The sequence below is a fragment of the Streptomyces lydicus genome (assembly GCF_000717345.1).
Lineage (GTDB): Bacteria > Actinomycetota > Actinomycetes > Streptomycetales > Streptomycetaceae > Streptomyces > Streptomyces lydicus.
On the sequence record NZ_JNZA01000052.1, the window covers coordinates 1 to 21,243 of the forward strand.

15 protein-coding genes are annotated in these 21,243 nt (G+C 71.9%); 7 read left to right on the forward strand and 8 right to left on the reverse strand.

Going from position 1 to position 21,243, the window contains the following annotated elements; all coding sequences use genetic code 11:
- Positions 1–459 precede the first annotated feature (459 nt).
- The gene (locus tag OO62_RS33350; RefSeq protein WP_033271440.1) at positions 460–1,686 is read left to right on the forward strand and encodes a Cmx/CmrA family chloramphenicol efflux MFS transporter; all 1,227 of its coding nucleotides are present in this window, start codon (positions 460–462) and stop codon (positions 1,684–1,686) included.
- Between the two features lie 106 nt (positions 1,687–1,792).
- Here OO62_RS33350 and OO62_RS33355 read toward each other — a convergent pair whose 3' ends face one another.
- On the reverse strand, positions 1,793–3,772 hold the full coding sequence (locus OO62_RS33355; protein ID WP_033271441.1) for an FUSC family protein: 1,980 nt from the start codon (positions 3,770–3,772) through the stop codon (positions 1,793–1,795).
- Between the two features lie 193 nt (positions 3,773–3,965).
- Positions 3,966–4,931, reverse strand: a complete 966-nt coding sequence (locus tag OO62_RS33360; RefSeq protein ID WP_033271442.1) for a helix-turn-helix transcriptional regulator — start codon at positions 4,929–4,931, stop codon at positions 3,966–3,968.
- 193 nt (positions 4,932–5,124) lie between these two features.
- Between OO62_RS33360 and OO62_RS33365 the strand changes: the two genes are divergently transcribed.
- Both OO62_RS33365 and OO62_RS33370 read left to right on the forward strand, forming a co-directional pair.
- The gene (locus OO62_RS33365; RefSeq protein WP_033271443.1) at positions 5,125–6,207 is read left to right on the forward strand and encodes an alpha/beta hydrolase; all 1,083 of its coding nucleotides are present in this window, start codon (positions 5,125–5,127) and stop codon (positions 6,205–6,207) included.
- Between the two features lie 104 nt (positions 6,208–6,311).
- On the forward strand, positions 6,312–7,418 hold the full coding sequence (locus tag OO62_RS33370) for an RICIN domain-containing protein (protein WP_129322893.1): 1,107 nt from the start codon (positions 6,312–6,314) through the stop codon (positions 7,416–7,418).
- A gap of 69 nt (positions 7,419–7,487) precedes the next feature.
- On the opposite strand, the gene OO62_RS33375 is transcribed toward OO62_RS33370, so the two are convergent.
- The gene (locus tag OO62_RS33375) at positions 7,488–7,706 is read right to left on the reverse strand and encodes a hypothetical protein (protein WP_033271445.1); all 219 of its coding nucleotides are present in this window, start codon (positions 7,704–7,706) and stop codon (positions 7,488–7,490) included.
- 512 nt (positions 7,707–8,218) lie between these two features.
- On the opposite strand from OO62_RS33375, the gene OO62_RS33380 reads away from it, so the two are divergent.
- Complete coding sequence (locus OO62_RS33380; RefSeq protein WP_051733824.1) at positions 8,219–9,214, forward strand: FAD-dependent oxidoreductase; 996 nt, start codon at positions 8,219–8,221, stop codon at positions 9,212–9,214.
- Positions 9,215–9,326: 112 nt separating this feature from the next.
- Here the strand turns inward: OO62_RS33380 and OO62_RS33385 are convergent, their stop codons facing one another.
- The 3 genes from OO62_RS33385 to OO62_RS33395 all read right to left on the reverse strand — a co-directional run bounded on the left by OO62_RS33385 (position 9,327) and on the right by OO62_RS33395 (position 14,597).
- Positions 9,327–11,018 carry a BCCT family transporter gene (locus OO62_RS33385; RefSeq protein WP_033271446.1) on the reverse strand — a complete coding sequence of 564 codons (1,692 nt, stop codon included), beginning with the start codon at positions 11,016–11,018 and terminating at the stop codon, positions 9,327–9,329.
- A 51-nt stretch (positions 11,019–11,069) separates the two neighbouring features.
- The gene (locus tag OO62_RS33390) at positions 11,070–12,479 is read right to left on the reverse strand and encodes a M14 family metallopeptidase (protein WP_051733825.1); all 1,410 of its coding nucleotides are present in this window, start codon (positions 12,477–12,479) and stop codon (positions 11,070–11,072) included.
- A gap of 138 nt (positions 12,480–12,617) precedes the next feature.
- On the reverse strand, positions 12,618–14,597 hold the full coding sequence (locus OO62_RS33395; protein ID WP_228332575.1) for a Xaa-Pro dipeptidyl-peptidase: 1,980 nt from the start codon (positions 14,595–14,597) through the stop codon (positions 12,618–12,620).
- A gap of 207 nt (positions 14,598–14,804) precedes the next feature.
- Between OO62_RS33395 and OO62_RS33400 the strand changes: the two genes are divergently transcribed.
- Positions 14,805–16,292: a M1 family metallopeptidase gene (locus OO62_RS33400; protein ID WP_033271447.1), complete on the forward strand. Its 1,488-nt coding sequence runs from the start codon at positions 14,805–14,807 to the stop codon at positions 16,290–16,292.
- Positions 16,293–16,381: 89 nt separating this feature from the next.
- Here the strand turns inward: OO62_RS33400 and OO62_RS33405 are convergent, their stop codons facing one another.
- Positions 16,382–17,257 carry an oxygenase MpaB family protein gene (locus OO62_RS33405; RefSeq protein ID WP_180290157.1) on the reverse strand — a complete coding sequence of 292 codons (876 nt, stop codon included), beginning with the start codon at positions 17,255–17,257 and terminating at the stop codon, positions 16,382–16,384.
- Between the two features lie 217 nt (positions 17,258–17,474).
- On the opposite strand from OO62_RS33405, the gene sph reads away from it, so the two are divergent.
- Complete coding sequence (sph, locus tag OO62_RS33410) at positions 17,475–18,449, forward strand: sphingomyelin phosphodiesterase (RefSeq protein ID WP_033271449.1); 975 nt, start codon at positions 17,475–17,477, stop codon at positions 18,447–18,449.
- Between the two features lie 145 nt (positions 18,450–18,594).
- On the opposite strand, the gene OO62_RS33415 is transcribed toward sph, so the two are convergent.
- Positions 18,595–20,058 (reverse strand): amino acid permease, encoded by a 1,464-nt coding sequence (locus tag OO62_RS33415; protein ID WP_033271450.1) that lies wholly within the window; start codon positions 20,056–20,058, stop codon positions 18,595–18,597.
- Positions 20,059–20,480: 422 nt separating this feature from the next.
- Here OO62_RS33415 and OO62_RS33420 point away from each other — a divergent pair, with 422 nt between their 5' ends.
- Positions 20,481–21,242, forward strand: a complete 762-nt coding sequence (locus tag OO62_RS33420) for a MerR family transcriptional regulator (RefSeq protein WP_033271451.1) — start codon at positions 20,481–20,483, stop codon at positions 21,240–21,242.
- Position 21,243: the final 1 nt, after the last annotated feature.

A 21,243-nucleotide genomic window follows, 5' to 3' on the forward strand; every position in this document is an offset into this window, starting at 1 on the left:
GGGTGGGTTCGGGGGTGGGGGGTGCCACGGGCGGCGAAACTCATCGCCCCGGAATCCCGTGGGCGGCCCGCGCCGGATAATTGCGTGGACGAGCCGCGCCCCGCCTCGGTAGCCTGCGCGCATGTCCAGCCCCGAGGCGTCAAGACGCTAGCCACCGGTCGTCCGGTGGCTTTTCGCGTCGCCCTGCCGTAGCCGCATCCTCGGGTGCCCCGGCCGGCCGCGCTCCCCTGCCATCGGATCGCCGTGACGCGGCCTGTCTTACGGCCTGTTCGGCGCCGGTCCACCCGGCGTCCAGGTCGTTCGGGCGGTAGCCGCACGGGCCCTCGGCTGGATGAACCTCACGCAACTCCCCGGCCCCACAGGGCTCGCTGTGTGCTGCCGCCGCACCCCGTCGATCCCCGGTCGGCCCCTCCGGCCGATCCACCCGGTCGATCCATTTCGTGGTTGCGGAGCATTTCTGTGCCCTTCTTCGTCCCTCTGCTCGGACTGGCGGTCTTCGCGCAAGGCACCTCCGAGTTCATGCTGTCCGGTCTGCTGCCGGACATCGCCGCCGACCTGCATCTCCCGCTCTCCGCGGCGGGTTCGCTGACCTCGGCCTTCGCCGTGGGAATGAGCGTCGGCGCCCCGCTGATGGCGCTGCTGAGCCTGCGGTGGCCGCGCCGCCGTGCCCTGCTGACCTTCCTGATCGCGTTTCTGCTGGTCCATGTGGTCGGCGCGCTGACCACCAGTTACCCGGTGCTGCTGGCCACCCGTGTCGTCGCGGCGCTGGCCAACGCGGGGTTCCTCGCGGTGGCCCTGGCGACCGCCACGGCCGTGGTCGCGCCGGACGCCAAGGCCCGGGCGACCTCCGTGCTGCTCGGCGGCACCACCCTGGCCTGCATCGCGGGCGTGCCGGCCGGCGCGTACCTCGGTGAGGTGTGGGGCTGGCGTGCGGCGTTCTGGGCGGTGGCACTGGTATCGCTGCCGGCCGTCGCGGCGATCGTGTGGGCCGTACCGGCCGACGGTGGCCGGGGGCCGGCCGGCGGGGCGGGTGCCGACCGCGTACCGCCCGCCGGGGCACACGGCGAACTGCGGGCCCTGCGCAGTCGCCGGCTCCTGGTGATCCTTCTTCTCGGTGCGCTGGTGAACGGCGCCACCTTCTGCACCTTCACCTACCTCGCCCCCCTGGTCACCGAGGTCGCCGGCATCGGCACCGGCTGGGTCCCCGTCATGCTGGCCCTGTTCGGGCTGGGTTCCTTCGTCGGGGTCGGTGTCGGCGGCCGGCTGGGCGATGCCCGCCCCGCCCCGCTGCTGGCCGTCGGGGGACCCGCCCTGCTCGTCGGGTGGGTCGTCCTGGCCCTGGCGGCCGGCAGCCCGGCGGCGGTCGTCGTGCTGGTCTTCGTCCAGGGCACCTTGTCGTTCGCGGTCGGCTCCACCCTCGTCTCACAGGCGCTGTACGCGGCGGCCGGGGCACCGACGCTGGCCGGCGGATGCGCGACGGCCGCGCTGAACGTCGGCGCGGCGCTCGGCCCCTGGCTGGGCGGCGCCGCGCTCTCCACGCACCTCGGCTACCGCGCCCCGGTATGGGTGAGCGCCGCGCTGCTGGTGCCGGCGCTGCTCACGGCAGCGGTGGCCGCGGCGAGGTCCCGTTCCCTGTGGCGTACGGCCGGGGAAGCGGAGCCGAGGGAGGAGATGGCCGGCGCCTGAGCCCCGTCCGACGGTGCCGGATCAGGTGCCGGCTGCGACGCGGGCGGGGCGCGCGACGGTTCGACGCCGCGCGTCCCGCCGGAAAGCGGGCGGACCGGCCGGCGGTTCAGCCGGTGCCCGCGTAGCCGCGGATGTGTTCCAGTTCCGCGGCGACGTCCGTGAGCGTGGCGCAGTCCGGTACCGGCCGGAGATCGCCGTCCGGTACGGGGGTGTCGCGGCGCCGCCGCGGGTCCTCAAGGGCGTCGGCCATCGCGGCGAGCGCCCGGCACAGCCGCTCGGCCTCCTCGAGGCTCGGGCGGTGGGCGCCGTGGTCGAGACGTACGGCGCAGGCGGTCGCGGCGTCCACGATGCGTTCGGCGGCGGAGACCACGGTCAGCCAGTCGGGGTTGCGGTCCCGCGCGGCGAGCAGCTCGGCGGCGGCGGTCTCCGCTGCCGCCCTGGCCTCCCCCAGCGCCCGATAGGCGGCGCGGCGCAGCGCCCGCCGCTCGGTGGTGTCCGCTCCCGGTTCCGCCTCCAGTACGTGCCGAAGGAACCGCTCGGTGGCCCGCAGCGCCGAGGTGACGCGCTGGCCGACGCGTCGCCGGGGGTCGGCCAGGCGCGGCAGATGGCCGACGACGAGGACGATGGCGCAGGCGATGGAGGTGTCGACGATCCGCTCCGTGGCGGCTTGCCGGGCCCCGCCGGCGTACACGAACGACAGCACCATCAAGGTGATCGCGACGGTCTGCAGCGCGAAGTGGCGGGTGGCGAACGGCAGCAGCGCGCCGCCCGCACCGGCCACCAGCGCCGGCCACCACGAACCGGTCAGCAGCTCGCCCGCGCCGGCGAAGACCAGCACCCCGGCCAGGGTCCCGGCGAAGCGGTTGACCGTACGGGAGAAGAGGGGGCCGAGGTCCGGCTTGACGAGGAAGGTGGCGGTCGCGGGGAGCCAGTACCAGTGGTCGGCCCGCAACAGCAGGGCCACGGCGGCGCTGGCGGCGATGCAGACCGCCACCCGCAGGCCGTAGTCCCGTCCGGCGGGGCCGAACAGCCCCCGCCCGGGCCGCGACCGGCCGCCGAGGGCCCGGAGCGCTTCCCGGACCGCGGGTACCGGACCCGGCTCCGCCGCCGCCCTCTGCGTCGTCGTCGGCTCCCGGCGGGCGAACGCCACCGCGGCGTCCAGCAGCGCCTGGTCGAAGGCGCCACGGGCCGGCGTGCTGGTCTCCGGTGCGGACAGCCGGCCCGGCGGCTGCCCGGTGCGCAGCGCGTCGGCGAACCTGCGGGGGCTCTCGGCGACCCGGGCCGGCAGCGGGCGGGCCTCCCACAGCAGCGCGACGCTGGCCTCGCAGAGCGCGGTGGCGGCGGCGAACCGCTCGGCCAGCAGCAGCTCTTGGGGGGTGACGGTGCGGCGCAGCAGCCGACCGGTCAGCCGCCGCAGCCGCAGTGCTTCGTCGGCCCGGTCCAGGGCGGCGGTGAGCCGGCGCCTGGCGGCCACGGCGCCGGGGCCACCGGCCGCGGCCAGGGCGCCGGACAGCGCGTCGAAGACGGTGGCGACCGCCGCCCGCTCGCCGCTGAGGGCACCGCCCGCGGGACGCGGTGAGCGCACGACGAGGCGCAGCAGGAGCAGCCAGAGGCAGCCGGCGAGGACGTAGAGCGCCTTCGCCCAGGGCGCGCCGGGCAGCGGCATACCGGCGCCCAGGACGGTGGTGGCCAGCATCTGCATGCCCGCGTTGGAGCGCACCGGCCCGGCCACGCTGCCCGCGCCGGACACGAAGCCGACCGCGAAGAGCGCCGGCACGACCCACCAGCCGGCGCCGAGGGCCTGCAGCGAGGCGCCGATCAGCATGCCGAGCGCGGAGGCGAGGGCGGGCAGGCCGATGTGGACGATGCCGGTGCGGCGGGTGCCGGGGCGGTCGTTGACGCCGGCGAGCATCGAGCCGAGGCCGGTCAGCACGCCGGGCGCCGGATGGCCGGTTGCGATGCCCGCGCCGAGCAGCGGTCCCGCGCACAGCGCGCCACGGGCGACGGCCGCCCAGGGCACGGGCAGCCGCTGCCAGCGGAAGGGGTGCGCCAGCCAGGCGGGAACGGCGCGCGGCGCGCGGATCATGGAGCTCCTCAGACGACGGCGGACGGACGGCGGCAAGCGGAATCCGAGGGGCGACATCGGCCGACGGTGCTGCTACCAGCCTAAGGTGCGGCTTCCCACGGCGACGGGGGTCAGGCGGGTAGGGAAGGCGACGGCCGTGTGGAGGGCGGGGCGGTTCGGTTGCCGGGCCGCCCCGGCGGCGCCGCCGGGCCCGCTAGAGCCATCCGCGCCGGGCCGCCTGGACGCCGGCCTGGAAGCGGGTGGTGGCGCCCAGGCGGGTCAGCAGCGCGGAGACCCGGCGGACCACGGTGCGGCGGCCCAGTCCCAGGCGGCGGGCGATGGCCTCGTCGGTGGCGCCGCTGGCCATCAGGGTGAGGATCTGGCGGTCGCGGGCGTCGATCTGGGTGCCGATGCCGGCCGTCGATGCCGGAACGGCCAGCCGCCACAGTGCCTCGAAGACGTTGGACAGCGCCCGGAACAGGCCGGAGGGGCGGACGAGCAGCGCGATCACCTCGGCGCGGTCGTCCCCGGCGAGCGTGAGCACCGCCAGATCGTCGTCGCCGAAGGCCAGCTTCAGCGGCGCCTCGTCCAGGGTCCGGGCCTGTTCACCGGCCTCGATCATGCGCGCCATGTTGGGGCCCGCGATCGGGTCGTCGTAGGCGGAGCCGTGGTAGATGACGCGGTAGGCGATGCCGGCGGCCATCCGTTCGCGCTGGAGGTCCTCCTGGCTCGGGTAGTAGTCCGGCGCGCCGGTGTACGGCGGCACATCGATGACCCGGACCTCGCGCCGGGCGGAGAACTGCAGCCGGCGGACGGCTGCCAGCACACCCGACGCGCCCTCGACGACTTCCAGTGCGCCGTACTGGCCGCTCTCCCGCCGGGCCACCCGGTAGAGCCGTTCCAGCTCCGCCCCCGCCTGGCGGAGGCCGGTCCGCCGCGCGGCCTCGCGCTGGAGCAGCGACTCCACGACGTACAGCGGCGACAACGCCTCCCAGCCGTCCGGCTCCTGATCGACCGTCACCACGACATCGTCGGCGGCGAGTTCCTCCAGCAGCTTCCGGACCGCGTGCTCGCTCAGACCGGTGCTGGCCGCGAGCGCACCGGCCGGTGCGCCCGGGTGGCTCACCAGGGAACGGTAGATCCGTCCGCGCTCGGAATCCGGGTCCAGAACGTCGTACACGACAACCCCCCTCGTCGCGTTCGTGTCGAAAGCGGATTCGACGTCCGGAGCGTACCTCCTGGTAGGCGTATGTGCGCCAGTGGCCCAGTTGCGCCAACGAACCGTATGGCGCTGCCGGGAGTGCCTTCAGGAGACTGTCGCCGACCGGTCGCACGGACCGTTCCCCTGGCGACCACCGACCCGAGGACCTTCCATGAGACCAGTCCTGTCGCGTGCCAGGGCGGCCGTCGCCGCGTTGGCCGCCGCCCTGCTCTTATCGGGCACGCCCGCCGCGCACGCCGCGCCGCCGGACGCGCCGCCGAAGCTGACCGACGGCTTCGGCCTGACCCAGGTGGGTACCGCGAGCGGCACCGCCACCAACTTCGTGATCACCGTGAAGACCGCCCAGGTGGCCGGTGAGCACCACATCCGGATCCTGCTGCCCGCCGACTATGCGGCCCACCCGGACAAGCGCTACCCGGTCTTCTACCTGCTGCACGGCGCGGCCGACAGCCCGGCCGACCCGGCCCTGGCGTTCTCCGCCCTCACCGCGAGCAGCAAGATGATCACGGTGATTCCGGACGGCGGCCTGCGCGGCTGGTACGCGAACTGGCTCGATCAGCAGACCGCCGCCGGCGCCCAGAACTGGGAGACCTTCCACATCGAGCAGGTCGTCCCGTTCATCGACGCCAACCTGCGCACCGTCGCCGCCAAAAAGGGCCGGGCCGTCGGCGGCATCTCGATGGGCGGCTTCGGCTCGTTCCACTACGCCCAGGCCCACCCCGAGCTGTTCAGCCAGGTCGCGGCCTTCTCCGGCGCGGTCGACCTGTCGCTGGACGAGGCCGTCATCCGGGCCGCGGTGGTCGCCACCCTGACCAACGTCGGCGCCCCGTTCTGCGGTTCCGTCGTCGGCCCCGGACAACCCTGTGCCCTCGACTTCGGGCCCGCGGTCTCCAGCGACGCGGTGTTCGGTTCGCCGTACCCGGTGTTCAACGCCGACTGGCGCTGGAACCAGGTGGATCCGGCCGGCCACCTGGACCGGCTGCGCGGCATGGGCATCGCGCTCTACACGGGTGACGGCGCGGGCCGGCCCACCGAGCCGGAGTTCTGGGCCCGTTCGGCGTCTCAGCACGTCAAGGACCGCCTGGACGCCCTGGGGATGCCGTACCACTACGTCGATTACGGCAACGGCGCCGGCTGGGGCGACCACTGCGACGGCGGGCACAACGGCGGCTGCTGGGACCAGGACCTGACCGACTACGTGCCGCGCCTGGAAGCAGCGTTCGCCTCCGACTGACCACGTCGAGGCATCCGCCTCGCCGCGATGACCCCTGCGCCTGGCTGCCACGGCCGGCCGGGCGCTCCTACGACAGACGAAAGAACGAGAGAGGACCTCACCACGTGACCTCGACGCCACGCCCCAGACGCACCGCCCTCCTCCTGCGGGTCCTGGCGGCCGCGCTCGCCGCGTGCTGCACGGCATTAGGCATGGCGGCCGCCCCCGCGGTGGCCGCACCGCACGCCCGCAGCGGCAGCGCGCCCGCGCTCGACAAGCTGACCTTCACCTCGCTGAGCAACGGCCGCAACCTCGATGTGCAGAACGGCAACACCGGTGACGGTGCCTACATCGTCACCAACTCCGCGCCGGGCTACCACCAGACCTGGCACCTGAACGTCGACAAGTCCGACTCGTCGTTCACCATCGTCAACAACGCCACCGGGAAGTGCGTCGACCTCGCCTGGCTCACCCCCGCCCTGCGCCAGCAGACCTGCCGGGGCGCGGCCAGCCAGAAGTGGTACCTGCAGCCGGTCGGGGCCGCCAAGGACACGTTCATGATCCGGCACCAGGGCGACAACACCTGCCTGGACCTGCTGATGGGCGCCAACTACGACGACGCCTGGACCGACCAGTACACCTGCAACAACAGCCGGCCCCAGCAGTGGACGACCGGCTCCGCCACCGCGCTGGACGCGTGGAACCTCGCCGTGGACCACGCCGCCAAGCAGTGCCAGAAGGACACCGCCACCTGCTCGTGGGCGACCCGGACCGAGTCCCCGGCGGCCCCCCTGCCCAAGGTCTGCGCGTCCTCGGTGTGGTTCAACAACACCGGTGACACGGTGCAGCAGGGCTTCGCGGTGACCGACACCAGCGGCTGGCAGAACAGCATCGGCGTCGACATGGGTACGCAGATCGCGGCCAGCGCCGGAGCCCCCGGCGGCGGCACCGAACTGCAGACGACGGTCAGCTCCACGCTGCACGCCACGCACGTCTGGGAGGGCTCCCGGGCGGTCAACAACCAGGTGACGGTCAACGTCCCCACCAAGCAGTACGGCTGGGTGACCCTCTCCGAACTGGCCAAGACGGTCACCGGCACCTGGACCTTCGACACCACCGGCTTCCCCTGGACCGCCGACGACACCATCACCGTGCCGCTCAAGGACGACCCCAGCGGCGGCGCCACCCTCTACATCGCCAACACCAGCCCGAACTTCACCTCCTGCGCCTGAGCCGCGCGGAGCCGTAAAGGGCGTGACCCCGGGACGCGGAGTCCCGGGGTCACGTGGCGCAGACGGCTGTCAGAAGCCGGTGGTCTGCACGGAGACGAGACCGTCGGCCGGCACGCCGGGCACGGCGGGGGCGAGGGACTGGGCGGTGCCCACGACGTCGCCGACGTTCACGGTGGCGCCGTGGCCGGCGATCTCGCCGCCGAAGCTGGCGAGGCCACCGGAAATGTTGTCCAGCTCGCTGTCGGAGATCTCGGAGGTGCCGATCTCAGGGGTGAAGCCGTTACGCATGGCGTGCCCTTCCTTCAATGCTCTGATTTTCCTGGACCAATGTCGGACGGGATTACCGAAAGGGTCACCCGGCCAATTGCACGACGTGCCGGCACCCGAAGAGGGGCACGAATACCGGCGGCGCGTGTCGCAGGATGCAATCACGTCAGCGGGCGGTGCGGCAACTTACCCTGCGGTTTTCCCCAGTCCGTACTCCCCTTTGACACATCCCCCCTCCTACCTGCGATTTTCCTCCTCTTTTTGTTACCGGCAGCCGCACATGACACCCGGCGAACAATCCCGTCACCCCGGAAAAGCGCCACCCACGACCCGGTAAGCCATATCTGCATTTACGGCTCACCGAAAACCTCCGTGCGCCGAGATGCTGCGAGATGTCGGATCTTTCAGGTATCCGCCGCATCGTACGCGGCGGATACATCGAGAGGGGTGCCGCTTTCCGGGCGAAACCGAAAAGGAATTCAGCGGCGACCGGGTGTCTTCCGGTCACACCGGACGGCTCGTAGCATCCCGGCATGACGAGCGACACAGGTGACGTATGGGTGATCGGCGGCGGGGTGATCGGCCTGACCTCGGCGATCGCGCTGGCCGAGGACGGGCACCGGGTGCGGGTGGTGAGCCGGGACGCGGCGGAGGACACCACGTCCGCGGTGGCCGGCGGCCTGTGCTGGCCGTACCGCATCCGGCCGTACGACCGGGCCGTGCGATGGTCGGTACGGTCCTTCGAGGTGTTCGCCGAGATGGCCCGGCGGCCGGAGGAGACCGGCGCCCGGATGGTGACCGGGACCATGACGTCGACCGGCCGCCCGGGAGCGGCGGACGACGGGCTCGCCGCCTGGTACGCGGCCGTGCCCGGCCTGCGGCAGGCATGCGTGGACGAACTCTCCGAGGGCGACCTGTCGGGGTGGCGGGCCCGTACACCGCTGGTGGACATGACAGCCCATCTCCATTACCTGGAGCGGCGGTTGGCGGCCGCGGGCGGCACGCTCGAACGGCGCGAGGTGGTGTCGCTGGAGGGCGTCGGCGGCCCGGCGGACGTGCTCGTCAACTGTTCGGGGCTGGGTGCGCACCGTCTCGTCCCGGACGGCGCGGTGCGCCCGGTCCAGGGTCAGCTGGTGGTCGTGGAGAACCCCGGCATCGAGGAGTGGTTCGTGGCCGCGGACCCCGGTGAGACGGACACGACGTATGTGCTGCCGCAGCCGTACGGCCTGGTGCTGGGCGGTACGGCGCGGGAGGACGCCTGGTCGCGGCAGCCCGATCCGGCGGTGGCGGAGGCGATCGTGGCGCGCTGCGCACGGCGCTTCCCGGAGGTGGCGCGGGCCCGGGTCCTGGCCCACAAGGTGGGGCTGCGCCCGGCCCGGCCCGCGGTCCGGCTGGAGACGGAGCGGCTGCCCGACGGCACGCGGTGTGTGCACAACTACGGGCACGGCGGTGCGGGCGTGACGGTGGCGTGGGGGTGCGCGGACGAGGTGGTGCGGCGGGTCCGGGAGGCCCGGGGCGACTCCCGCTAGGCCGCCGGGCCGCCGCCCACGAGGCCGGCGTCCGTGGGCAGCGGCGGGCCGCGGGCGACGGGCCGTGGAGGGCCGTGTCATCCGGCCCTCCACGGCCGCCGCGCCGGGGCCGCTACCGCTCGGCCTCGGCCTCACCGACCGGTTCGCCACCGGCGTCGGCCGCCCCGTTACCGGGTCCGATCCGGATCTCGAAGTCCCCGTCGTAGCGCTCGTGTCCGGCGATCACGGCCATCTCGACGACCTCCTCGCCCTTCAGCCCCCGGACGATCAGCGGATCGCTGCGCAGGTCGCGCATCAGGGCCCAGCACATCACGATCATCACGACCATGAACGGCACCGCGACCAGGATCGTCAGATTCTGCAGGCCGGTCAGCGCGTCGCCCGATCCGCCGCCGATCAGCAGCATGATCGCGGCGACCGCGCCGGTCACCACGCCCCAGAAGACCACCACGAGCCGGCTCGGCTCGAAGGTCCCCTTCTGCGACAGGGTCCCCATGACGATGGACGCCGCGTCGGCACCGGACACGAAGAAGATGCCGACCAGGATCATCACGAGGATGCTCATGACCGTCGCGAGCGGGTACTGGTGCAGTACGTCGAAGAGCTGACCCTCCGGGGTGTGCGAGCCGTGCAGCTGCTTGTCCTCCTGAAGCTTGACGGCCGAGCCGCCGAAGACCGCGAACCACAGCAGGCTCACCACGCTCGGCACCAGGATGACCCCGCCGATGAACTGGCGGATCGTCCGGCCGCGGCTGATCCGGGCGATGAACATGCCCACGAAGGGCGTCCAGGAGATCCACCACGCCCAGTAGAAGACCGTCCAGCTGCGCAGCCAGCCGCCCACGTCGGCGCCGCTGCCGGCCTCCGTGCGGCCGGCCAGCTGCGGCAGTTCGCCGAGGAAGGAGCCGAGGGAGGTGGGCAGCAGGTTGAGGATGAGGACGGTCGGGCCGACCACGAAGACGAAGACCGCCAGGATCAGCGCCAGCACCATGTTGATGTTGGACAGCATCTGGACGCCCTTGGCGATGCCGGAGACCGCGGAGAGGATGAAGGCGAGGGTCAGCACGGTGATGATGACGACCAGCAGGGTGGTGCTGACGCTGTCCATCCACCCCAGCACCTTGATCCCGCTGCCGATCTGCAGCGCGCCGAGCCCGAGCGAGGCCGCGGAGCCGAAGAGGGTGGCGAAGATGGCCAGGATGTCGATGACCTGACCGCCCCAGCCGTTGGCCCGCCGCGCGCCGATCAGGGGGGTGAACACCGCGCTCATCGTCTGCCGTCTCCCCCGCCGGAAGCAGCTGTACGCGATGGCCAGCCCCACGACCGCGTAGATGGCCCACGGGTGCAGCGTCCAGTGGAACAGCGTGGTGGCCATCGCGGTGTCCATCGCCTGGGCGGCGTCCTTGGGGTCGGTGCCCGGCGGCGGGGTGGTGAAGTGCCCCAGCGGCTCACTGACGCCGTAGAACATCAGGCCGATGCCCATGCCCGCGCTGAACATCATCGCGATCCAGGACACGGTGCGGAATTCGGGCTCCTCGCCCTCCTTGCCGAGCGTGATCCGGCCGTACTTGCTGACGGCCAGCCAGATGGCGAAGATCACGAACCCGGAGGCGGAGAGGACGAACGCCCATCCCCCGTTGTCGATCACCCAGTTCAGCAGCGAGGTCGATACGTTCTTGAGCGAGGTGGTGGAGGTCGCTCCCCAGGCGATGAAGGCGAGGGTGAGCAGTGCGGTCACACCGAAGACCACACGGTCGGTCTGCGGGGGCCCGGTCGGCCGCGGGCCGTCGGGGTGGTCCGACATGGGTGACGTGCCACCCCCGTCTTCGGCTTGTCTGGCTGTGTCCGTCACACGTCAACCTTTCAATTGGCCATATTTTCCCTGGCCTTTACCCCCTTTGATGCCCGGGCAGACGTCCAGCGGCGTCGCGGCCGTGAGGTGATACGCCGCCCGCTGGTCGAGCAGGAGCGGGACGAGGCCGCGCAGCGACTGGCGCAGCGGGACGACCGCGCCGCCGTCCCGGAGCCGCTCCCAGCGCACGCCGTGCAGCGCCAACGCGCCCTCGACCTGCGCGAACTGTGCCGCGTCGAGACGGTAGGCGCAGGGCGGGTCGGCCAGCACCTGGTCGGCGGCCGGGGGTTCGTTGTCCGCGCCGCCGAGGTGCACCGGGCCGCGGTCGGCGTAGCCGGCGAGCCGGGCCGCGGTGGTGGCCGCCTCGATACCGGCCCGGTGCCGGTCGAGGAAGGTGAAGGCGCCGTGCAGCGCCGCCAGGTGGGAGGCGACCCGGCGCCGGTTGTTACGTGCCGGGTCGGCCTGCCCGGTGGCGGCGAGCGCGGTGCCCGGGCGGCTTCCCCCGCCGGGCGCCGGGAGGGCGTCGACCCGGGTCTCCACGAGCAGCCCGACGGAGCCCTTCACGCCCGCGGTGTTGCGCAGGATGCGCTCCTGCCCGTCGCCCGCGACCTGTTTGACGGGCTCGCCGGTCGCCGGGTCGGTCCAGATGCCGTAGACGCCGGTGCTGAAGCCGGCCCGGTGGACGGCCGGTTCGACGAAGTCGTGGGAGAGCGCGGCGGACTCGCGGTGCACCGCGTCCGCGGTGTTGAGGTTCCGCGGCCACAGCGACAGCAGGTCCTTCACGTAGTACGGGGCGGTGGGGCTGTATTCGTGCAGGTCGTAGACGGTGTCGGGGCGGTAGTCGCGGAGCACCGCGGCCATGGCGCGGGCCTCGGCGGTGCGCAGCGCGAGGTGGTCGCGGTTGATGTCGACGCCGTCGGAGTTGGTGCGGGTGTCCGCGGCCCGGCCGTCGGGGTTGGCGGTCGGTACGACCAGCACGCTGGTACGGGCGAGGAGGCGCCGGGTCGCCCGGTCCCTGGCGTAGGCGAGGTCGCGGATGGTGGACAGGCACGCCTCGCGTCCGGCCGGTTCGTCGCCGTGCTGGGAGCAGATCAGCAGCACGGAGTTGCCGCGCCGGACGTCCTCGGGGCGCTCGGGTGCCGGGGCGCCGATGCGGACGAGTTGCAGCGGGCGGCCCTGTGCGGTGGTGCCGATCCGCTCGATCCGTACCCGGGGGCTGGCCCGGTCGACGGCGGCGAGGAATCTCTGCTCCTCCGGCTGGCTGGTCCAGCGGGCGCCGTGGCTGGTCTCGAACCCCGTACGGGGTTTCCCGGCGGCGGTGGCACCGGCGGGCGAGGCGGGCAGGGCCGTGCCGAGGGTGGCGGTCAGGCCGAAGGCCAGGGCCCCTAGGGCGAGGCGGCGGGAGCGGAGCATCACGGGGAGGTGCCTCCCTTGGTCGAGCGGTGGGGGTGAGGGGTGGGGGGACGTGCTGCCCACCGGGGTGGGCTGCCCACGGAGAGGTGCTGCCGCGGGTGGGGCCGGGGCCGCCCAGGGAGGGCGGCCCCGGGGTGGTCAGCCCGCGTGCGGCAGCCGGCCGGGCGCGTGCGGCGGGGCGATCCCCTCCAGCACCGTCCCGCTCGTCCGGGGTGGCGTGCCCGGGGCGGTGGCCCGGGCGAGGGCCGGGGCGCCGCCGGTCAGCGGCAGCCGGGCGGAGGTGCGGGCCAGGTCGAGGGTGAGCTGCGGGCGTGACGCGGGCGGGTCGATGAGTCCGGCGTCGGTGCCGGCCACGATCAGCGCGAGCCGGTGTCCGGCGGGCACGATGTGGTCGGTGGCGGCCAGGTCCAGGGTGAGGGTGTAGGGCTTGCCGGGGGTCAGCGGGCGGCCGTGGTGGGGGTCGGCGTAGTTGCCGAGGTCGGCCCAGCCGCGGCTGAAGACCGTGTGCGCCACCTTCTCGGTGTCGGCCGCGGTCTCCTTGAAGCAGCCGGTGTCGCCCCGGGTTCCCGCGCCCCAGCAGGTGCGCCTGTCGAGGGTGGTGATGCCCTCGCCGTCGGCGCCGTAGTTGCGGATGGTGGCAGGGCCGAGGTCCACCAGGACGGCCGACAGATGGGCGGTGGAGGTACTGGGCGTGACGGTGACGGTCACCGTGCCGGAGCCGGACAGCCGCAGCGGCGCGCGCAGCGGCCCGGTGCTGAACCCGGCCTTGGCGGGCGTCGGTTGGTCGATGTGCGCCGCCCAGTCGGCCTCGTTCAGCTTCGGGTCGTCGGTGAAGGTCTCGGTGGTCCCCCGTGGCGCACGGGTGGTGCCGAGGGCGCCGACGCCGGGCGTGCTGCCGGCGCGGGGCCGCAGGGTGGTGGCCGCGGTGCCGGGGGCGGGCCACTGCGGATCGGTGGACCAGGTGCCGGGCGAACGCTCGATGTCGGCCATCGGCGCGCGCTCGATGCCGTTGTCGTAGCCCATCAGATAGTGGTCGAACCAGTGGTGCAGGGTCTTGACCCAGGCGCCACGCCGGTAGTCGAAGGGGTCGACGTGTCCGGTCTGGGAGAGCCAGACCTTGCGCTCGACGCCGTGCCTGGCGAGCGCGTCCCACCCCTGGCCGGCGTTCCGGGTGCGGACGTTGAGGTCCTGCAGGCCGTGCACCAGGAAGACGCTGGCGCGGACCTTGCCGGCGTCGCGGACGTAGTCCCGCTCGGTCCACAGTCCGGTCCAGTCGCCGCTGCGCGGCGCGCCCTCGGCGAGCTTCTTCTGGACGGCGGCGCAACGCCTCTGCGCGTCGGGGCTGTCGACCAGCTGCGCGAGGGAGTCGGGGCCCGAGTCGTAGAGCGGGGCGCCCTTGGCGAAGTAGTAGTCGTACCAGGAGGAGATGCCGGCGATCGGGACGATGGTCTTCAGCCCCTTGACGCCGGTGGCCGCGACGCCGTTGGCGATGGTGGCGTCCCAGCTCTTGCCGATCATGCCGGTGCTGCCGTTGGACCAGCCGGCGGTGACGGGCTTGCCGCCCGTCCGGGCCGTATAGGCGCGGCCTCGGCCGCCGAGCCAGTCGACGACGGCCTTGGCCGACTGGACGTCCGAGCGGCCGCCGACGTCGACGCAGCCGTCGGAGCGGTTGGTCCCCGCCAGGTCGACCAGGACGGTCGCATAGCCGCGCGGCACGAAGTAGTTGTCGTAGAACAGCGGGAACTGGACCGGGCGGCCCTGTGCGTCGTAGGTCTTCTTCTGGCTCTCGTTGCCGCGCCCGCAGCAGGAGTAGTACGGGCTGGCATCCATGATGACGGGGACCCGGTGGCCCTGCCGGGCCGGTTCGGACGGCCGCGCGATGTCGACGGCGACGCGGTCGGTTCGCCCGTCCCCGTCGCCGTCGAGCCGGGTGTCCACCCAGACCGATTCGCGTATCGCGCGGTCGTAGGAGTAGACGGGTCTGCTCTCGCCGGACCGGCTGCCGGCGGGCGCCGCCTGCGCGGCGGCCGGCCCGATCAGGGCGGACAGCAGGGCGACGACGGCCGCCAGCACGAGCGCTGTGAAGGGGGTGCGGGGGATCCGCGCAGGATTCGTCACGGGCGGACGGTAGCGCGGCTCAACTCCCCCGCGTAAGGGTGCAGATGACGACTGCCGTGGCGGAGGGGGACGGCGATGTGTCACGCCCCCGGCGGGACAAAGGGTGGTTCATGTCGGTCATGTGTCAGATCGAGCCATGTCCATGACGCCGCCGGGCGGGCTGCATAGGGTCTGACGAGAGCCATCCCCCTACGAGTTGGAGGACTCGTGCGTCACAGACTCCTCGTACCGGGCGCGGCCGCGCTCAGTCTCCTGCTGGCGATCCCGGCTTCCGCGGCGGACTTCACCCCCGGCGCTCCGGGCGTGGGCGACACCTACTACCCCGAGAGCGGAAACGGCGGATACGACGTTTCCCACTACGACCTGCGGCTGAAGTACCAGCCGAAGACGGACCTGCTGGAGGGCACGGCGACGCTCCTCGCCCGGACCACCCAGGACCTCTCCCGCTTCAACCTGGACTTCGGTCTCAAGGTCAGCGAGATACGGATCAACGGCAAGAAGGCCACCTTCGCCACGTCCGGCAAGCACGAGCTGGAGGTCACCCCGGCCACGCCGCTGGAGAAGGGCAAGCAGATCAGCGTCGTGGTGCGCTACGCGGGCAAGCCCTCCGAGCTGAAGATCGACGACTTCACCGCCTGGGCCCGCACGCCCGACGGCGCGGTCATCGCGCAGGAGCCGGACGCCGCCGTGTGGTGGTTCCCGAGCAACGACCACCCCACCGACAAGGCCACCTACGACATCTCGGTGGCGGTGCCGGACGGGACCCAGGCGCTGAGCAACGGCGTGCTCGCCTCGCAGTCCTCCAAGCTCGGCTGGACGCGCTACAACTGGCGCTCGGACAAGCCGCAGGCGACGTATCTGACGACGCTGGCGGTCGGCAAGTTCGACATCACCACCGACACCACCGCGAACGGCCTGCCGGTGATCAATGCCGTCAGCAAGGACCTCGGCGCCAACGAGGGCTCGGCCAAGGCCAGCATCGAGCGCACCAGCGAGGTCACCGAGTGGCTGGAGAGCGTCTTCGGCCCCTACCCGTTCAACGCGGTCGGCGGCTATGTCCCCAACGTGCCGGCCCACTACGCCCTGGAGACCCAGACCCGCCCCTTCTACGGCAGGAAGGCGTTCGACCGGGGCACCAACGTCTCGGTCGTGGTGCACGAGCTGGCGCACCAGTGGTACGGCGACAGCGTCTCGCTGAAGGACTGGAAGGACATCTGGATCAACGAGGGCTTCGCCGCCTACAGCCAGTGGCTGTGGTCGGAGAAGGAGGGCGAGGGCACCGCGCAGGAACTGGCGGACTGGGTCTACGCCCAGCACCCGGCCGATGACCCGTTCTGGACCGTCAAGCCGGGCAACCCGGGTGCGGAGAACCAGTTCGACGCGGCCGTCTACGACCGTGGTGCGCTGGCGCTCCAGGCGCTGCGCAACAAGGTCGGCGACAAGGTCTTCTTCGGCCTCCTCAAGTCCTGGCCGACGGAGCACAAGTACGGCAACGCCTCGGTGGCGGACTTCGTGAAGTTCGCCGAGCAGAAGTCCGGCAAGCAGCTGGCCGGCTTCTTCGACACCTGGCTGTTCCAGCCGTCCAAGCCCTCGGCGGCCGCCGTCAAGCGGACGTTCGGCGCACCGCGGGCACAGGTCGCCCAGCCCAAGTCGTGGAAGCAGATCGCGGCCACGCACGAGGTCCACGGGCACTGATTCAACGGGCCTGCCGCCGGCACGCGCGGAGCCGGGGATCTCCTTCCCCGGCTCCGTCCGTCCGTGCGGTCACCTGCGCCTGGCGCGTGTCAGGTACCGGCCGCGACTGCCTGGCGGTCCCGTGCCGCACGGCGGGCCCGGCGTGCGATCGGCATGAAGCGCAGTCGCTCCGGGAGCGCCGGCACCACCGTGCGGACGACCCGTCCGAAGCGGCGCAGCCGGCGCTCCTGGGCGTCGGTCCACTCCAGGCCGATGGCGCGCCGGGCGTCCGGCGGCATCAGTCCGATCGTGACGAACCGGCGGAAGCGCGCGAACCGCGGGCGGAGCCAGGGCCAGACCAGCCGGAGCAGCAGCCGCAGCCACCGCGGGCCGCGGTCGGGAGCCGGCAGCGGCCGGTCGGTGGCGATCAACTCCCTGACGACCGCGGTGGCTTCGAGGTCGTTCTCCAGCACCTTGCGGTAGTAGGGCCAGAACTCCTCGATGGTCTGCGGCATATCGCGGTCGTGGATGCCCAGGATCCGGCCGACCTGGAGCCACTCCGCGTAGAGCCGGCGCTCCTGCGCCTCGGTGAAGGGGCGGCCGAGGTACTGCTGGGCGTGCCGGAAGACGGGGTAGCCGGTGGCGTGCACCCAGGCGTAGTAGGCGGGGGTCAGCGCGTGGTATCTGCGGCCGTGCGCGTCCGTGCCCTGAATGGTCCGGTGCAGCTGCCGGAGTCGTCGGCCCTCCTCGGCCGCGCCCGCACCGCCGTACACCCACAGCTGCAGCGAGGCCAGCGAGCGCTCACCGCGCCCCCAGGGGTCCGTGCGGAAGACGGAGTGGTCGTCCACACCGGCGCCCACCGCCGGATGCGCGACCTGCATCGTCAGGGCGGGAGGGAGGGTCAGCAGCATGCGGATGTCCCCCACCATCGACCAGAGCACGCCTCCGACCGGTGGGGGTTTTGGGTCAGTTTTCACCGTATTCATGTCATTAATCATGATACGGCGGCCACGGACCCCACGCGCGCATGCGGAGCCCTGCGCCCGGCGCGCCCGGGAAGCCCCCGCACCACCCGGACCGCGGCACCGCTCCTTCCCGGCCCGCTCTGTAAATCTCCTTCCCCCCAGGAGGTTACCTAGAAGTAATGTCAGCTGGTTGGATGAGCGCCGCCGGACCAAATCCCCACCCCCATAGGGAGATTCAGTGTCGCACTCAGCGCTGCGCACGCCCCGGGCCCTCGCCCTCGCCGCGGCTCTCGCCGCGGCCACCGTGACCGCCGCGTCCCCCACCGCGTCGGCCGCCACCGCCCCCCATCTGAAGGTGCTGACCTACAACACCTTCCTCATGAGCAAGAACCTCTATCCCAACTGGGGCCAGGACCACCGCGCGCAGGCGATCGCGGCCGCGGACTTCTTCCAGGGCAATGACGTCGTTGTGCTCCAGGAAGCGTTCGACAACTCCTCCTCCGACGCGCTGAAGTCCCGGGCCGCCGGGCAGTATCCGCACCAGACGCCGGTGGTCGGCCGGAGCCGGAGCGGCTGGGACGCCACCGGGGGCGCCTACTCGGCCGTCACGCCGGAGGACGGCGGGGTGACGCTGCTGAGCAAGTGGCCGATCCTCCGCAAGGAGCAGTACGTCTACAAGGACGCCTGCGGTTCGGACTCCTTCTCCAACAAGGGCTTCGTCTATGCGGTGCTGGACGTCAACGGCACCAAGGTGCATGTCGTCGGCACCCACACCCAGTCCACCGACTCGGGCTGCAAGGCGGGCGAGGCGGCCGCCGACCGCGCGCGGCAGCTCAAGGAGGTGGACGCCTTCCTCGACGCCAAGAACATCCCGGCGGACGAGGAGGTCATGGTCGCCGGAGACCTGAACATCGACTCGCACAGCGCCGAGTACGACGCGCTGCTCAGCAACGCCGACCTGGCCCCCGCCGACAGCCGCTCCGGGCACCCGTACTCCTTCGACACGCAGGAGAACTCGATCGCCGAGTACCGCTACCCGAGCGACCCGCGCGAGGACCTGGACTACGTTCTGCACCGCAACGGCCACGCCCGCCCCGCCGGCTGGCAGAACACCGTGGTCAAGGAGGAGTCGGCGCCCTGGACGGTCTCCAGCTGGGGCAAGGACTACACCTACACCAACCTCTCCGACCACTATCCGGTGATCGGCGGCTGAACACCGCGCCGCGCCGTCGGCGGTCGTGGACCGTCACCGGCAGGCCGCCGGGTGAGCCGGGGCTCGGCCATACGCAAGGGCGGTCGCGGACACCTTCCGGTGTCCGCGACCGCCCCGAGCTGCTTCAGGTGCCGCTCCCGCGTGGCTACTTCGCCAGCTCGTCGCGCTCCTTGGCGATCCGGGCCACCCGGCCGCGGACCGCGTACCAGCCGACGACCAGCGCCGCGCCCAGGACCGGGATCAGCATCACGGTCTGCCGGCCGACGCCGTCGTCGAACCACATCAGCACGATGACGCCGAGCAGGAAGGCGATGGTGGCGATGTCGGTGACCGGCGTACCCGGAAGCCGGAAGCGCGGACGCTCGACCAGGCCCGCCTTGGACCGGCGGACGAAGACCATGTGACAGACCATGATCGTGCACCAGGTGCTGACGATGCCCAGCGCCGCGATGTTCAGCACGATCTCGAACGCCTCGCCCGGCACGACGTAGTTGAGCGCGACGCCCAGCACGCACACCGCGGAGGTGAGCAGGATGCCGCCGTACGGCACCTGGTTGCGGTTCATCCGGCCGGCGAACTTCGGCGCGGAACCCGCCATCGACATCGAGCGCAGGATGCGGCCGGTCGAGTAGAGGCCGGAGTTCAGGCTGGACATCGCCGCGGTGAGCACGACGAGGTTCATCACGTCGCCCGCCGCCGGCACGCCGACGTTGGACAGCACCGTGACGAAGGGGCTCTCACCGCCGGTGTACTTGTTCCACGGCAGCAGCATCGCCAGCAGGATGACCGAGCCGACGTAGAAGACGCCCACCCGCCACATGATGGAGTTGACGGCCTTCGGCACGACCTTCTGCGGCTCGCCGGTCTCACCCGCGGTGACGCCGACCAGCTCGACCGCGGAGTAGGCGAAGACCACGCCCTGGAGCACGATCACCACCGGCAGCAGTCCGGTCGGGAAGATCCCGCCGTGGTCGGTGATCAGGTTCAGTCCCGGTGCGTGGCCGGCGACCTCGTGGTGGGAAGCCAGCAGGAAGATGCCGATGAACATGAAGATCACCAGTGCGGCGACCTTGATGATCGCGAACCAGAACTCCAGCTCACCGAAGATCTTCACCGAGATCAGGTTGACCGTCAGCACGACCGCCAGCGCGATCAGTGCCATCACCCACTGCGGGATGTCGGTGAACAGGCTCCAGTAGTGCGTGTAGAGGGCGATCGCGGTGATGTCGGCGATACCGGTGGTCGACCAGTTGACGACGTACATCCAGCCGGCGACGTAGGCGCCCTTCTCCCCCAGGAACTCACGGGCGTAGGAGACGAACGATCCGGAGGACGGCCGGTGCAGCACCAGCTCGCCCAGGGCCCGCACGACGAAGAAGGCGAAGAGGCCGCAGACCGCGTAGGCGATGGCCAGCGCCGGGCCGGCGGAGTGCAGTCGGCCGCCGGCGCCCAGGAAGAGGCCGGTGCCGATCGCCCCACCGATGGCGATCATGTTGATGTGCCGGCCCTTGAGGCCCTTGCTGTATCCCGCGTCGCCCGCGTCCTGCTGCGCGCCGCTCCCCCCGTCAGGTGACCTCTGGGCTGTCTCGGTGACGGTTTCTGTGCTCACTGCTGGTGCATCTCGCTTTCGGGCAGGGCTTGAGCGATGGCCGGAACCCGCGGATCGCGCGGACGGCCGACGGCACACCTTCCCTGAAGAGCGGCCCCCCGTCTGTGGGCAAGATCACAGCGTGTATAGGCCATCCAAGATTTGTCCGACTTTGTCATGAATTTCCCGTCACTTGAGGGGCAAGGAATGCTGGAGTTCGTCCGTTCCGGGCCTCTCTTCTCGGTCACCGGGGCAAGCTTCTTGACCTGTTCCGCTCCCTTCAAGCGCCCGTTGGCCCCCGTGACGCCTCGCTCGCACGCACGCCCCGGGAGCCCGGAAGGGTCGCGACAGTCACGGCACGGGCGACAACCGGCCATCGCTCACCGTCATCCGCCCGCGTTCATAGGCTTCACACAAGTGGTGAGACAGCAATACTGTTGAACATGAAGGAGTCCGCCGACACCGGTCTGACCGTCGACGAGCTGGCCGCCCGCGCCGGCGTCACGGTCCGCACCATCCGCTTCTACAGCACCCGGGGCCTGCTGCCACCGCCGGAGATCGGCCCGCGCCGGGTCGGCCGCTACGGCCCGGACCACCTCTCGCGACTCGCGCTCATCGAGGAGCTCCAGCACCAGGGGCTGACGCTCTCCGCGATCGAGCGCTATCTGGAGCAGCTCCCTCCCGACCTGAGCGCCCAGGACCTGGCCATTCACCGTGCGCTGGTGGCGAGCTGGATCCCGGACAAGGCGGAGGACACCACCCGGGACCAGCTGGAGCGGCGGGTCGGCCGGGAGCTGACCGAGGAGGACCTCGACCGGCTGGCGGCCATGAGCGTCCTCGTAAGGACCGACGATCCGGGGGTCTTCCGGGTCGACCCCGGGCTGCTGCATTTGGGCACCCGGCTGCTGGATGTGCCGATCACGCTGGAGACCATCCTCGCGGCGCGCAGCGTCGTCATGGAACACACCCGTGCGGCGGCCCGTGAGCTGAGCCGGCTGTTCAAGGACGAGGTGTGGGGCCCGTACCGGGAAGGCGGACCGGACGAGGAGGAACTGGCGCGGATGAAGTCGCTCTCGGCCCATATGCAGCCGATGGTGGTCCAGGCGCTGGTCACGGCCTTCCAGCGGTCCATGAAGCAGGAGCTGCGGGAGGCGTTCGGCAAGGACGGGGACCCGGCCCACCGGGACGGCGCCGCGCAGGAGTGAC